This window comes from Streptomyces lichenis (genome assembly GCF_023218175.1).
GTDB classification, from domain to species: domain Bacteria; phylum Actinomycetota; class Actinomycetes; order Streptomycetales; family Streptomycetaceae; genus Streptomyces; species Streptomyces lichenis.
Genome location: NZ_JALPTH010000005.1, coordinates 15,152 through 29,041 on the forward strand (window position 1 = coordinate 15,152; position 13,890 = coordinate 29,041).

Consider the following 13,890-nt stretch of genomic DNA (forward strand, 5'->3'; position numbering starts at 1 on the left):
CCGCACGCCGTACCGGATCGAAAGTCGCACCGCCGGGCCGGGCCCTCCGCGAGGAAGGCCCGGCCCGGCGGGCTGTCGTGCGCTCTGGCGCGGGGGCGCGGCTAGAAGGTCTGCAGGGTGACGAGGGTGATCCGCCGCGCCTCGCCCTCGCCCTCCGTCTCGATCCGCACCCGCTGCCCGGGCCGCAGCAGCCGCAGCCCGCCCGCGTCGAACGCCGAGGCGGGGAAGTCCACCGGGGTGCCGTCGTCGAGCAGCACACTGCCGCTGCGGGTGCCGGGATCGTAGGTGTACGCGGTGGCCTGCATGCCCCAAAGCCTAGCCGCCGCCGACGGTTCAGCCCCGGTCGCGTACCGGTTCGCGGGCGGCCCAGAGGGCGCTGGTGCGGGGGCCGGTGCCGAGTTCCACGGCCGCGCGCAGGTCGTCGGGGGTGTCCACGTCCTGCCGTACCGAGGCGACGTCCGGCAGCAGGATTTCCACCGCGCCCGACACCGAATGGCGGTGCCGCGAGGGGCCGCCGAAAGCGGGGTCCAATTCGACTCCGGGCGCCGCCGACAGCAAAGTCGTACCGATTTCCGCCGCGTCGCAGAGAAAAGCGCGCGGGAATTCCCCGGCCACCGCCAGCACCCGCGCCAGCTCCGCGGGCCGCAGCGCCGGCAGGTCCGCGTTGAGGGCCGCCACCGGGGCCCCGGGCCGCACCGCCCGGGCCGCCCCCGCCCCGTACGCCAGCGCCGCGTTCAGCCCGGCGGCCGGGGCGTCCGGCACCACCCGGGCGCCCAGGGCGGTCAGGGCGAGCGCCGCCGTACGGTCGTCCGTGACGACGAACACATCCCGTACCGCCGCACTGGCCAGCGCCGCGGCCACGGTGTCCTCGGCGAACGCCAGCGCCAGCCGGCGCCGCAGCAGCGGGCCGGCGGCACCGCTCAGCCTGCTCTTGGCCCGTACAAGGGGTTTCAGCGGAACGACCAGCGACCAGGCGCCGGTCGGATCGGGGTTCGTGGCGGGCTCTCCTTCCTCAGGGCGCGCCGTGCGCACCGCGCCCATTGTGGCCCGGCCCCGGGACCGTCCGGCCGTCCGGTGTCCGAGGCGGGGCGTACCGTGTCCTCGACAGACCAGGGGCCCGGGGCCACACTTGATCCCCGGTCGAGCCAAGTCCCTTAAGGAAGGTGTGCGCGTGTCCCGCCGCAGAATCGGCTTCTGGTACCGCCTGGCGGCGGTCATCGCAAAACCGCCGCTGGTGGTTCTGTTCAAGCGGGACTGGCAGGGAACGGAGCACATTCCCGCCGAGGGCGGTTTCATCACCGCCGTCAACCACAACTCCTATCTCGACCCGCTGTCGTACGCGCACTACCAGTACAACACCGGACGGGTGCCGCGCTTCCTGGCCAAGGCCGCGCTGTTCCGCGGCTCGTTCGTCGGCGCGATCCTGCGCGGCACCGGCCAGATCCCCGTCTACCGGGAGACCACCGACGCCCTGAACGCCTTCCGGGCCGCCGTCGCCGCCATCGAGCGCGGCGAGTGCGTCGCCTTCTACCCCGAGGGCACCCTCACCCGGGACCCGGAGATGTGGCCGATGGCCGGCAAGACCGGCGCCGCCCGGGTCGCCCTGATGACGCGGGTGCCCGTCATCCCGGTCGCCCAGTGGGGCGCCAACCTGGCGATGCCGCCGTACGCCAAGGAGAACAGGCTCAACCTGCTGCCGCGCAAGACGCTGATCGTGCGCGCCGGACCGCCCGTGGACCTGGACCGCTTCTACGACAAGGAGCCCACCGGCGAGGTGCTGCGCGAGGCGACCGAGGCCATCATGGTCGCGATCACCGCGCTGCTGGAGGAGGTGCGCGGCGAGCAGGCGCCGCCCGAACCGTACGACCACCGCAAGGCCCGTCTCGCGCAGCGGCGCCGGGCGGCAGGGGAGGAAGTCACGTGACACAGCCCGAACAGCCGGGACACGCCGCTGGGGGCGCCAGGCGCCCGAAGGCCGCGGTCTTCGGCTCCGGTTCCTGGGGCACGGCCTTCGCCATCGTGCTCGCCGACGCCGGTTGCGAGGTGGTCACCTGGGCCCGCCGCAAGGAGGTCGTGGACGCGATCAACACCGGCCGCACCAACCCCGACTACTTCCCCGGCGCCGAACTGCCCGCCTCCATCCGGGCCACCACCGACCCCGCCGAGGCCGCGCACGGCGCCGACTTCACGGTGCTCTCCGTCCCCTCCCAGACGCTGCGCGACAACCTCGCCGCCTGGACCCCGCACCTCGCCCCGGACACCCTGCTGGTCTCCCTGATGAAGGGGATCGAACTCGGCAGCGCCAAGCGGATGAGCGAGGTCATCGGGGAGGTCGCCGGTGTCCTCGAAGAGCGGGTCGCCGTGGTCACCGGACCCAACCTGGCCAAGGAGATCGTCGCCCGGATGCCCGCCGCCGCGGTGGTCGCCTGCCGCGACGAGGAGAACGCCCGCCGCCTCCAGGCGGCCTGCCACACCCCGTACTTCCGCCCGTACACCAACACCGACGTGGTCGGCTGCGAACTGGGCGGCGCGGTGAAGAACGTCATCGGCCTCGCCGTCGGCATCGCGGACGGCATGGGCCTCGGGGACAACGCCAAGGGCTCCCTGATCACCCGCGGCCTCGCCGAGACCACCCGGCTGGGACTGGCCATGGGCGCCGACCCGCTGACCTTCTCCGGACTCGCCGGCCTCGGCGACCTGGTCGCCACCTGCTCCTCCCCGCTCTCCCGCAACCACACCTTCGGCACCAACCTGGGCCGGGGCATGACCCTCGCGGAGACCATCGCCGTCACCAGGCAGACCGCGGAGGGCGTGAAGTCCTGCGAATCGGTGCTCGACCTGGCCCGCCGGCACGGCGTCGACATGCCGATCACCGAGACGGTCGTCGGCATCGTCCACGAGGGCAAGCCGCCGATGGTCGCGCTCAAGGAGCTGATGTCCCGCGCCGCCAAGCCCGAGCGGCGCTGACGCCCGGCGGCGGGGCGGCTCACCGACCGGGGCCGGGGGAGCGGGAGGGGCGCCGGGCGGGTGGACCGGCGGGGCGGGTCACTGACGAGCCCGGGGCGAGCGGGTACCCTCAACGCGATATGAGCAGCGAGAACCTCCCCACCAGCCCCGAGCACAAGCCGCGCGTGGCCGTCGTCTTCGGCGGACGCAGCTCCGAGCACGCCATCTCCGTCGTCACCGCCGGCGCCGTGCTGCGCGCCATCGACCGGGACGTCTACGACGTGCTGCCGATCGGCATCACCACCGACGGCCGCTGGGCGCTCACCGCCGACGAACCGGAGCGGATGGCCATCGCCGGCGGCACCCTGCCCAGCGTCGGCGACCTCGCCGAGTCCACCGAGGGCAGCGTGGTGCTCTCCGTCGACCCCGCCAACCGCGAGGTCGTCTACAGCGAACCCGGCTCGGTGCCCAAGGCGCTGGGCGACGTGGACGTCGTCTTCCCCGTGCTGCACGGGCCGTACGGCGAGGACGGCACCCTCCAGGGCCTGCTGGAGCTGTCCGGGGTGCCCTATGTGGGCGCCGGGGTGCTCTCCTCGGCCGTCGGCCAGGACAAGGAGTACATGAAGCGGATCTTCACCTCGTTCGGGCTGCCGGTCGGCCCCTACGAGGTGATCCGCCCCCGCGAGTGGGAGCAGGACCCCGCCGCCGCCCGCAAGCGGATCGCCGACTTCGCCGCCGAGCACGGCTGGCCGCTGTTCGTGAAGCCCGCCCGGGCCGGCTCCTCCATGGGCATCAGCAAGGTCGACGGCTTCGAGGACCTGGACGAGGCGGTCGAGGAGGCCCGCCGCCACGACCCCAAGGTCATCGTGGAGTCGCTGCTCACCGGCCGCGAGATCGAGTGCGGCGTGCTGGAGTTCGAGGACGGGCCGCGCGCCTCCGTCCCGGCCTGGATCCCGCCCGTCACCGCCCACGACTTCTACGACTTCGAGGCCAAGTACGGCGCCGAGTCCGCGTCCGGGGTGGTCCCCGCCCCGATCACCCCCGAGCAGACCGCCGAGGTGCAGCGCCTCGCCATCGCCGCGTTCGAGGCGGCCGCCTGCGAGGGCCTGGTCCGGGCGGACTTCTTCCTCACCGACGAGGGCGAGTTCGTCATCAACGAGATCAACACCATGCCGGGCTTCACCCCGATCTCCATGTACCCGCGGATGTGGCAGGAGAGCGGCGTGGACTACCCCGAGCTGATCGACCGGCTCATCCAGGCCGCGCTGCGCCGCCCGACGGGGCTGCGCTAGCCGAACGCGTTCGAGGGGCGGCCGCCTGGTGGGCGGCCGCCCCTCGTGGTGTACCGGGGACCGGTACGGGAGGCTGTCGGTAGGCCGGGCGGGTGACCGCGCAGTACGATCGCCCCGTCCCCCGGGCCGCCGCCCGGGACAGGGCGAGCGGCCGGATACGGGGGCTAGAGGTGGACGACCGGGCAGGTCAGCGTGCGGGTGATCCCGTCCACCTGCTGCACTTTGGCGACCACCATGCGGCCGAGCTCGTCGACCGTGTCCGCCTGGGCGCGGACGATGACGTCGTAGGGGCCGGTGACGTCCTCGGCCTGGACCACCCCCGGCATCTTGGCGATGGTCTCGGCGACCGTCGACGCCTTCCCCACCTCGGTCTGAATCAGGATGTACGCCTGTACCACGGAACCTCCAGGGCGGCCATGAGGATCTTGGTCCCCGCCCTCGGCGGGGAGAACGGCAGGTCAAAGAAAGGGACGCCACGGTACCGCGTCGCCGTGGGCGAGCGGGAGACCCGCGCGGTCCACGCGGCGCCCGGGCGGTGGACCGGTGCGCGGGGAGTTGACGGCCCCCGGTCGCGGGGGAGGCACGGGGCCGGGTGCGACGAACGGTACGGGGCCGGGTTCGGGGGGCGGTACGGAACCGGGCCCCGGGCCCGGAACGGGGGCGCGGCCGTACGGTGGCGGCCGCTTCGACTCACGAGCATATGGAGAGGTGAACCTCGGTGAAGGGCACTGTGGGCGAGTTGGGGGAGTTCGGGCTCATCAGAGAGCTCACCTCCCGGCTCACCACCACCCCGGCGGTACGGGTCGGGCCGGGCGACGACGCCGCGGTCGTGGCCGCGCCCGACCGGCGCGTCGTGGCCAGCACGGACATCCTGCTGGAGGGACGGCACTTCCGGCGCGACTGGTCCACCGCCTACGACGTGGGCCGCAAGGCCGCCGCGCAGAACCTCGCCGACATCGCCGCGATGGGCGCGGTCCCGACGGCCCTGCTGCTGGGCCTTGTCGTCCCCGCCGAACTCCCGGCCGCCTGGCCCACCGAGCTGATGGACGGCCTGCGCGACGAGTGCCAGGTGGCCGGTGCCTCGGTGGTCGGCGGCGACGTGGTGCGCGGCGAGACCATCACCGTCTCCATCACCGCCCTCGGCGACCTGCGCAACCACGAGCCCGTCACCCGGGCCGGCGCCCAGCCCGGCGACGTGGTCGCCTACACCGGCTGGCTCGGCTGGTCCGCCGCCGGGTACGCGGTGCTCTCCCGCGGCTTCCGCTCCCCGCGCGCCTTCGTCGAGGCGCACCGGCGCCCCGAACCCCCGTACCACGCGGGCCCCGCCGCCGCCGGGCTCGGCGCCACCGCCATGTGCGACGTCAGCGACGGGCTGATCGCCGACCTCGGCCACATCGCCGAGGCCAGCAAGGTCCGCATCGACCTGCGCTCCGGGTGCATCGACATCCCCACCCAGATGAACGACATCGGCCAGGCCGTCGGCGTGGACCCGATGCAGTGGGTGCTCACCGGCGGCGAGGACCACGCCATCGTCGCCACCTTCCCGCCGGACGTGAAGCTGCCCGCCCGCTGGAAGGTGATCGGCGAGGTGGTCAACCCCTCGGCCCTGCCCCAGGTCACCGTGGACGGGGCGCCCTGGCACGCCACCGGCGGCTGGGACCACTTCGGAGAGGAGCCGCAGCAGTGAGTTTCGTCAACGGTGGTCCGGGTGTGCTGCCCAACGTCCTGACCGTCGCCGGGTCCGACTCGGGCGGCGGCGCCGGGATCCAGGCCGACCTGAAGACCATGCTGGCGCTCGGGGTGCACGGGATGAGCGTGGTCACCGCCGTCACCGCGCAGAACTCGCTGGGCGTGCAGGGCGCCTGGGAGCTGCCCGCGGAGGCGGTGCGCGCCCAGTACCGCAGTGTGGTGGACGACATCGGCGTCCAGGCTGTGAAGACCGGGATGCTGGCGACCGCCCCGCTGGTGGAGGCCGTGGCGGAGCTGCTGGCCGGTACCGAGGCGCCGGTGGTGGTCGACCCGGTGGGGGTCTCCAAGCACGGGGACTCGCTGCTGGCCGCGTCCGCGCTGGACTCGGTACGGGGCGCGCTGCTGCCGGTCGCCACCGTGGCCACCCCCAACCTGGACGAGGTGGCCCAGATCACCGGGGTGCGGGTGGAGCGGGAGGACGACCTCCGTGAGGCGGCGGGGGCGCTGCTCGCCTTCGGGCCCCGGTGGGCGCTGATCAAGGGCGGCCATCTGGCCGGGGACGCGGTGGACCTGCTCACCGACGGCACCGAGGAGCACTGGCTGCGGGCCCCCCGGCACGACAACCGGCACACCCACGGCACCGGTTGCACCCTCGCCTCGGCGGTCGCCGCGGGGCTCGCCAAGGGCCTCACGGTGCCGCAGGCGGTGCGGGCGGCGAAGGAGTACGTGACGGGGGCCATCGCGGCCGGCTTCGCCCTGGGTGCGGGGATCGGGCCGGTGGACCACGGGTGGCGGCTGAGGTAGCCCTGGGGCGGGCGGCGGCCGGGGGTTCGCCCACCGGCCGGTGGGCCCGCTGACGCGGGTGGGTCTGTGCTTGGTGCGGTGCGGTGGCCGGGTGCGCCTTCGGTGGTCGGGTCTGCGGTTCGGTGGGTGGGGGCGTGGGCACTCCGGGCTCACGTGCTCGCGGCTCGCGCTGACCGTTCGACGCTCAAGCGCACCGCCTCATTACGCTCGGCCGCTGCGCGCGCGACCCTGCGTACCCCCACCCGGCCGGTGGGCGGCTGACCCGCCATGGTGGCTGCGCGATTCCCGGCCGACGGCCGGGTACGGCAAAAAGCCGGTCCACCGAGGTGGACCGGCTCTTCTGGCAACCGACAGGCTGCGCTACGACGTAGGCGTCAGCGCGCGACCTTGCCGGCCTTGATGCACGAGGTGCAGGCGTTGAGGCGCTTCGGCGTCCCACTGACCACGGCACGCACGCGCTGGATGTTCGGGTTCCAGCGACGGGACGTACGGCGGTGCGAGTGCGAGATGTTGTTGCCGAAGCCCGGCCCCTTGCCGCAGACGTCGCAGTTGGCAGCCACGGGTCACTCCAAAGACTTCAGATGCACGTACGGTGAAATCCGGCGAGCCGGATCAGTTCGGTGACCGAGTGGCGTTGCCGGGGGAATGGCCCGATTCTCATCGGGCAACCGGAGCAGCATACAACGACCGCTTCGGTAGAACGAAACTACCATGGCTCGCTCCCGCCCCGCCCCGGGGCCGGGATCGTCGCAGGTCTACGCTGCCGTGCAGCCCGTTCCGCCCAAGGAGGACCTCCCGGTGCCGCACCCGCTCGACTCCGCCGCGGTCCGCCTCTGGTGCTCACTGGCGCTGGAGGCGCTGGGGCGGGAACGCGAGGACATCGACGCGATCAACGTCTACCCGGTGGCCGACGGGGACACCGGGACGAACCTGTACCTGACCGCCGAGTCGGCTCGGGAGGCGGTGGAGGCCCTGGCGGGGGCCGGGGTCGGGGTCGGGGAGACCGTACGGGCCATGGCGCACGGGGCGTTGCTCGGGGCGCGGGGCAACTCGGGGACCATCCTGGCGCAGCTGCTGCGGGGGATGGCCGGGGTGCTGGCCGCCGCCGAGGGCGCGGAGTGCTCCGGTGAGCTGCTGGCCCGGGGGCTGGCGGAGGCCGCCTCGGAGGCGCGGCGGGCGGTGGCGCATCCGGTGGAGGGGACGATCCTCACGGTGGCCTCGGCGGCGGCGCGGGCGTGCGAGGACGTGGGCGGGGCGGACGCGGCCACGGTGGCGCGGAGGGCGTACGAGGGGGCGCGGGTGGCGTTGGAGGCGACGCCGGGGCAGTTGGGCGCGCTGGAGCGGGCCGGGGTGGTGGACGCCGGCGGGCGCGGGCTGGTCGCGGTGCTGGGGGCGCTGGTGGAGGCGCTGTCGGGGGCGGCCCCGGCGCGGCCGGTGCGGGCGGCCCGGCCGGTGCCGGTGGTGGAGGAGTGCGCGGCGGGTGGGCCCGCCTTCGAGGTGATCTATCTGCTGGAGGCCGAGGACGCCGCGGTGGACCGGCTGCGGGAGCGGCTGGACGGGCTCGGGGACTCGCTGGTGGTGGTCGGCGGGGACGGGCTGTGGAACGTCCATGTGCATGTGGACGACGCGGGCGCGGCCGTGGAGGCCGGGGTGGAGGCCGGGCGGCCGTACCGGATCCGGATCACCCACTTCGAGGGGGCGGCCCCGATGGTGGAGCGGGTGCAGCGGGCCGTGGTGGCGGTGCTGCCGGGCGAGGGGCTGGCCGCGCTCTGCGAGGCGGCGGGGGCGACGACGGTGCTGGTCAAGGCGGGGGAGTCGCCGGCCAGCGGGGAGCTCGCCGAGGCGATCCGGCGGGCGCACGCCCATGAGGTGGTGCTGCTGCCGAACGCGGTGGAGCTGCGCCACACCGCCGCGGCCGCCGCCGAGCAGGTACGGGGCGAGGGGGTGCGGGTGGCGCTGATCCCGACCCGGTCGGCGGTGCAGGGCATCGCCGCGCTCGCGGTGCACGAGCCGGAGCGGCGGTTCGACGAGGACGTGGTGGCCATGACGGCGGCGGCCGGTGCGACGAGGTACGGGGAACTGGCGCTGGCGGAGCGGCAGTCGTTCACCTCGGCGGGGGTGTGCCAGGCGGGCGACGCACTGGGGCTCATCGACGGGGACGTGGCGGTGATCGGGCAGGACGTGGCCGGGACGGCACGGGAGGTGGTGGACCGGATGTTGTCCGGCGGCGGCGAACTGGTCACCCTGGTGGTGGCGGACGACGCTCCGGAGGGGCTGGCGGACGGGCTTCAGGCGTATGTCCGGGGGACCCGGCTGGCGGTGGACACGGTGGTGTACGCGGGTGGGCCGCAGGCTCCGCTGCTGCTGATCGGGGTGGAGTAGACGGCGGTTGTCGGTGGGGTGGTGGACGATGGGGGCGTGTCCGGACTCGACGAACCCCTGAAGAAGTCGCTGGGGCCCGCCACCGCGAAGGTGATGGCCGAGGCGCTTGAGCTGCACACCGTCGGCGACCTGCTGCATCACTATCCGCGCAGGTACGCCGAGCGCGGTGAGCTGACCACGCTGGCCGATCTGCCGCTGGACGAGCATGTGACGGTGGTGGCCAGGGTCGCCGACGCCCGGGTGCACACGTTCAACGGGGCCAAGGGGCGCGGGCAGCGGCTGGAGGTGACGATCACCGACGGCAGCGGGCGGTTGCAGCTGGTGTTCTTCGGCAAGGGCGTGCACAAGCCGCACAAGGAGCTGCTGCCGGGCACCCGGGCGATGTTCGCCGGGAAGGTGTCGGTGTTCAACCGGCGTACCCAGCTGGCGCACCCGGCGTATGAGCTGCTGCGGGGCGAGGAGGGGGACGGCGAGCCGGCGGTGGACTCCTGGGCCGGGGCGCTCATCCCGATCTACCCGGCCACCGTGAAGCTGGAGTCCTGGAAGATCGCCCGCGCGGTGGACGCGGTGCTGCCCCGGGTGTCGGACGCGGTGGACCCGCTGCCGGCCTCGCTGCGGCAGGGGCGGGGGCTGGCGGAGCTGCCGGACGCGCTGCGCATGATCCACCGGCCCGCCACCAAGGCGGACATCCTGGACGCACGGGAACGGCTCAAGTGGGACGAGGCGTTCGTGCTTCAGGTCGCGCTGGCCCGGCGGCGCCACGCCGACACCCAGCTGGCCGCGGTGCCCCGGGTGGCCACCGCGGGCGGGCTGCTGGACGCCTTCGACGCCAAGCTGCCGTTCACCCTCACCGAGGGGCAGGACAAGGTGTCCGCGGAGATCTTCGGGGATCTGGCGCTGGAGCACCCGATGCACCGGCTGCTCCAGGGCGAGGTCGGCTCGGGCAAGACCATGGTGGCGCTGCGGGCCATGCTCGCCGTGGTGGACGCCGGGGGGCAGGCCGCGATGCTGGCGCCCACCGAGGTGCTGGCCCAGCAGCACCACCGGTCGGTGGTGGAGATGTTGGGGGAGCTGGCGGAAGGTGGGCTGCTGGGGGGCGCCGAGCAGGCGACGAAGGTGGTGCTGCTGACCGGGTCGATGGGGGCCGCGGCGCGGCGGCAGGCGCTGCTGGACCTGGTGACCGGTGAGGCGGGGATCGTCATCGGCACCCACGCCCTCATCGAGGACAAGGTGAAGTTCCACGACCTGGGCCTGGTGGTGGTGGACGAGCAGCACCGGTTCGGCGTGGAGCAGCGGGACGCGCTGCGGGGCAAGGGCAAGCAGCCGCCGCATCTGCTGGTGATGACCGCCACCCCGATCCCGCGGACGGTGGCCATGACGGTCTTCGGCGATCTGGAGACCTCGGTGCTGGACCAGTTGCCGGCCGGGCGCTCGCCGATCGCCAGCCATGTGGTGCCGGCCGCCGACAAGCCGCACTTCCTGGCCCGCGCCTGGGAGCGGGTGCGCGAGGAGGTGGAGAACGGCCACCAGGCGTATGTGGTCTGCCCCCGGATCGGCGACGACGAGGACGAGAAGAAGAGCGGGAAGAAGGGCGCCGCGGCAGGGGAGGACGGGGACAAGCGGCCGCCGCTGGCGGTGCTGGAGGTGGCCGAGCAGCTGGCCAAGGGGCCGCTCGCCGGGCTGCGGGTGGAGGTGCTGCACGGGCGGATGGCGCCGGACGACAAGGACGCGGTGATGCGCCGGTTCGCCGCGGGGGAGGCGGACGTGCTGGTGGCCACCACGGTGATCGAGGTGGGGGTGAACGTCCCCAACGCCACCGCCATGGTGATCATGGACGCCGACCGGTTCGGGGTCTCGCAGCTGCACCAGCTGCGGGGCCGGGTCGGCCGCGGGTCCGCGGCCGGACTGTGCCTGCTGGTGACCGATGCCCCCGAGGCGAGCCCGGCCCGGGGGCGGCTGTCGGCGGTGGCGTCGACGTTGGACGGCTTCGAGCTGTCGCGGATCGACCTGGAGCAGCGCAGGGAGGGCGATGTGCTGGGGCAGGCCCAGTCCGGGGTCCGCTCCAGCCTGCGGGTGCTCGCGGTCATCGAGGACGAGGAGGTCATCGCCGCCGCCCGGGAGGAGGCCGCCGCGGTGGTCGCCGCCGACCCGGAGCTGGAGCACCTGCCGGAGCTGCGGATCGCGCTGGACGCCCTGCTGGACAAGGACCGCGCCGAGTATCTGGACAAGGGCTGACGGCACCGGGCCCGTATCGTGGGACGGGGGCCGTGCGCGGCCCGGTAGACGCCGAACGACGTGGACGGAAGAACAGCAGATGACCCGCGTGATCGCCGGGACGGCCGGCGGACGCCGCCTCGCCGTACCGCCCGGCAACGGCACCCGCCCCACCTCCGACCGGGCCCGCGAGGGGCTGTTCTCCAGTTGGGTGGCGTTCCTGGGAAGCCTGGACGGGGCGCGGGTCGCCGACCTGTACGCCGGGTCCGGTGCGGTGGGCCTGGAGGCGCTGTCCCGGGGCGCCGCCCACGCGCTGCTGGTGGAGGCCGACCAGCGGGCCGCCCGCACGCTCAGGGAGAACGTCCGCACGCTGGGGCTGCCCGGCGCCGAGGTGCGCACCGGCAAGGCCGAGCAGGTGGTGGCGGGCGCTGCCCCGGCGGAGCCCTATGACGTGGTCTTCCTCGACCCCCCGTACGCGGTCCCGGACGCCGAGCTCGGCGAGATCCTGCTCACACTCGCGGCGGGCGGCTGGCTGGCCGAGGACGCGCTGGTCACCGTGGAGCGCGGGACCAGGGGCGGCGAGTTCGGCTGGCCGGAGGGGTTCGAGCCGCTGCGCTCACGGCGTTACGGCGAGGGCACGCTCTGGTACGGTCGCGCCGCCTTCCCCGAGGGGGCCTTCCCCGAGGAGGGCGCACGATGACCGGATCCGAGAGCGAGGGACTTCAGTTGCGCCGCGCAGTCTGCCCGGGGTCGTTCGACCCCATCACCAACGGCCACCTCGACATCATCGCCCGGGCCGCCCGGCTCTACGACGTGGTGCACGTCGCGGTGATGATCAACGCTTCCAAGCAGGGCCTGTTCACCGTCGAGGAGCGGATGGAGCTGATCCGCCGGGTCACCGGCGAGTACGGCAACGTGGAGGTGGAGTCCCACCACGGGCTGCTGGTCGACTTCTGCAAGGAGCGGGAGATCCCGGCCATCGTCAAGGGGCTGCGCGCGGTCAGCGACTTCGACTACGAATTGCAGATGGCCCAGATGAACAACGGGCTGTCCGGGGTCGAGACGCTGTTCGTGCCGACCAACCCCACCTACAGCTTCCTGTCCTCCTCACTCGTCAAGGAGGTCGCCGCCTGGGGCGGGGACGTCTCCCATCTGCTGCCCGCGCCCGTGCACGAGGCGCTGGTCGAGCGGCTGGCGGAGCGCAGGAAGGCCTGACGGCCCGTCATCCGCTGTCCGGGGCCGCCCGGCGGGCCGTACAGTCGTCCTTCGAACCTCTCCATCCCGGCCGCACGAAGTGGAAGAGCACACGGTGGACGTGCACAAGAAGCTCGACGAGATCGTCGAGACGGTCCAGGGCGCCCGGTCCATGCCCATGTCGGCCTCCTGCGTGGTCAACCGCGCCGAACTGCTCGCCCTGCTGAACGACCTGCGGGACGCCCTGCCCGGCTCGCTGGCGCAGGCCCAGGAGCTGATCGGCGGCCGGGACCAGCTGGTCGAGCAGGCCCGCGCCGAGGCCGGGCGGATCATCGAGCAGGCGCACGCCGAACGCGGCTCGCTGATCTCCGGCACCCAGGTCGCCCAGAGCTCCCAGGCCGAGGCCGACCGCATCCTCGCCGAGGCCCGCCAGGAGGCCGAGGAGATCCGCGCCGAGGCCGACGAGTACGTGGACTCCAAGCTGGCCAACTTCGAGGTGGTCCTCACCAAGACCATCGGCTCCGTCGACCGGGGCCGGGAGAAGCTGCTCGGCCGCGGCCCCGGCCTGGACGAGCAGGGCTACGGCGACGCGGACGCCCCCGAGTACAGCGCCGACCCGGCCACCCTGATCGGCCGCGCCGACGCCTATGTGGACACCAAGCTCGGCGCCTTCGAGGCGGTGCTCAGCAAGACCCTGGAGGCCGTCGGCCGGGGGAGGCAGAAGCTGCACGGGCGGATCGCCAGCGACGAGCTGGGCGCGCACATGGCCGCCCAGGACGCCGCCGGGAACCCGCTGCACACCAGCGACGCCGACTACCTGGCCGGGCTGGCCGCCGTCGCCGAGCCCGAGGCCGCCGCCGCGCAGGCCCCGCCCGCCCCCGCCGCGCCCCCGCAGCCGGTGGCGCCCGCCGTGCCCGCGCAGGCCGACCCCTACGCGTACCCCCAGGCCGCCGACGCCTACGGCTACCCGCAGGACCCCTACGCGTACCAGGGCTACGACCAGCAGCAGGCGTACGGGCAGCAGCAGTCCTACGGCTACGAGCAGCAGCAGCCGGTCCCGCAGCAGGGGCACCCCCAGCACGGGCACCAGCAGCAGGGACACAACCAGCAGGCACAGCCGGCCGCGCTGGACGAGACCAGCTTCTTCGACACCAGCATGATCGACCTGGAGCAGCTGCGCCGCTACGAGCAGGGGCGCTGAGCCTCCGGCCCCGATTGGGACGGAGCGAGCCGGGGAGGTATCCTGGCTCTTCGGTCGCGAGTACGTCCGCGATCCAGCCTGCCCGCGTCGGCGCACTGCGCGACCGCGGGCGGCCCCCAGACGAAACCGAAAGCAGGAAGAGCCCTGAGTACGCGCCTCGACCACCGC

14 protein-coding genes are annotated in these 13,890 nt (G+C 73.7%); 10 read left to right on the forward strand and 4 right to left on the reverse strand.

The annotated features are described in order from the left end of the window. Positions 1 to 101 precede the first annotated feature (101 nt). Positions 102 to 305 carry a hypothetical protein gene (locus M1O15_RS06530; protein WP_248632290.1) on the reverse strand — a complete coding sequence of 68 codons (204 nt, stop codon included), beginning with the start codon at positions 303 to 305 and terminating at the stop codon, positions 102 to 104. Positions 306 to 333: 28 nt separating this feature from the next. Then, positions 334 to 1,032: a 2-phospho-L-lactate guanylyltransferase gene (cofC, locus tag M1O15_RS06535; protein WP_248632291.1), complete on the reverse strand. Its 699-nt coding sequence runs from the start codon at positions 1,030 to 1,032 to the stop codon at positions 334 to 336. A gap of 139 nt (positions 1,033 to 1,171) precedes the next feature. Here cofC and M1O15_RS06540 point away from each other — a divergent pair, with 139 nt between their 5' ends. The 3 genes from M1O15_RS06540 to M1O15_RS06550 all read left to right on the forward strand — a co-directional run bounded on the left by M1O15_RS06540 (position 1,172) and on the right by M1O15_RS06550 (position 4,238). Beyond that, the gene (locus M1O15_RS06540; protein ID WP_248632292.1) at positions 1,172 to 1,924 is read left to right on the forward strand and encodes a lysophospholipid acyltransferase family protein; all 753 of its coding nucleotides are present in this window, start codon (positions 1,172 to 1,174) and stop codon (positions 1,922 to 1,924) included. Continuing rightward, positions 1,921 to 2,967 (forward strand): NAD(P)H-dependent glycerol-3-phosphate dehydrogenase, encoded by a 1,047-nt coding sequence (locus M1O15_RS06545; protein ID WP_248632293.1) that lies wholly within the window; start codon positions 1,921 to 1,923, stop codon positions 2,965 to 2,967. Before M1O15_RS06540 ends, M1O15_RS06545 begins: the two co-directional genes overlap by 4 nt. A 119-nt stretch (positions 2,968 to 3,086) precedes the next feature. Further along, a complete protein-coding gene (locus M1O15_RS06550; protein WP_248632294.1) occupies positions 3,087 to 4,238 on the forward strand; it encodes a D-alanine--D-alanine ligase family protein in 1,152 nt (383 codons plus the stop codon). 164 nt (positions 4,239 to 4,402) lie between these two features. On the opposite strand, the gene M1O15_RS06555 is transcribed toward M1O15_RS06550, so the two are convergent. After that, positions 4,403 to 4,636, reverse strand: coding sequence for an Lrp/AsnC family transcriptional regulator (locus M1O15_RS06555; RefSeq protein ID WP_248632295.1), 234 nt, complete (start codon positions 4,634 to 4,636; stop codon positions 4,403 to 4,405). Positions 4,637 to 4,956: 320 nt separating this feature from the next. Between M1O15_RS06555 and M1O15_RS06560 the strand changes: the two genes are divergently transcribed. Further along, positions 4,957 to 5,925, forward strand: coding sequence for a thiamine-phosphate kinase (locus tag M1O15_RS06560; RefSeq protein ID WP_248632296.1), 969 nt, complete (start codon positions 4,957 to 4,959; stop codon positions 5,923 to 5,925). A gap of 23 nt (positions 5,926 to 5,948) precedes the next feature. Beyond that, positions 5,949 to 6,731, forward strand: a complete 783-nt coding sequence (thiD, locus tag M1O15_RS06565) for a bifunctional hydroxymethylpyrimidine kinase/phosphomethylpyrimidine kinase (protein ID WP_248632528.1) — start codon at positions 5,949 to 5,951, stop codon at positions 6,729 to 6,731. 374 nt (positions 6,732 to 7,105) lie between these two features. Here the strand turns inward: thiD and rpmB are convergent, their stop codons facing one another. Next, on the reverse strand, positions 7,106 to 7,291 hold the full coding sequence (rpmB, locus tag M1O15_RS06570) for a 50S ribosomal protein L28 (protein ID WP_105867062.1): 186 nt from the start codon (positions 7,289 to 7,291) through the stop codon (positions 7,106 to 7,108). 238 nt (positions 7,292 to 7,529) lie between these two features. Between rpmB and M1O15_RS06575 the strand changes: the two genes are divergently transcribed. The 5 genes from M1O15_RS06575 (at position 7,530) to M1O15_RS06595 (ending at position 13,722) form a co-directional block, all read left to right on the forward strand. Further along, positions 7,530 to 9,113: a DAK2 domain-containing protein gene (locus M1O15_RS06575; RefSeq protein ID WP_248632529.1), complete on the forward strand. Its 1,584-nt coding sequence runs from the start codon at positions 7,530 to 7,532 to the stop codon at positions 9,111 to 9,113. Positions 9,114 to 9,206: 93 nt separating this feature from the next. Then, positions 9,207 to 11,348 (forward strand): ATP-dependent DNA helicase RecG, encoded by a 2,142-nt coding sequence (gene recG / locus M1O15_RS06580; protein ID WP_248632530.1) that lies wholly within the window; start codon positions 9,207 to 9,209, stop codon positions 11,346 to 11,348. Between the two features lie 79 nt (positions 11,349 to 11,427). Further along, positions 11,428 to 12,027 carry a 16S rRNA (guanine(966)-N(2))-methyltransferase RsmD gene (rsmD, locus tag M1O15_RS06585; protein ID WP_248632297.1) on the forward strand — a complete coding sequence of 200 codons (600 nt, stop codon included), beginning with the start codon at positions 11,428 to 11,430 and terminating at the stop codon, positions 12,025 to 12,027. Positions 12,028 to 12,053: 26 nt separating this feature from the next. Beyond that, on the forward strand, positions 12,054 to 12,542 hold the full coding sequence (gene coaD, locus M1O15_RS06590; RefSeq protein WP_248632531.1) for a pantetheine-phosphate adenylyltransferase: 489 nt from the start codon (positions 12,054 to 12,056) through the stop codon (positions 12,540 to 12,542). A 94-nt stretch (positions 12,543 to 12,636) separates the two neighbouring features. Continuing rightward, a complete protein-coding gene (locus tag M1O15_RS06595; protein ID WP_248632298.1) occupies positions 12,637 to 13,722 on the forward strand; it encodes an ATP synthase subunit B family protein in 1,086 nt (361 codons plus the stop codon). Positions 13,723 to 13,890: the final 168 nt, after the last annotated feature.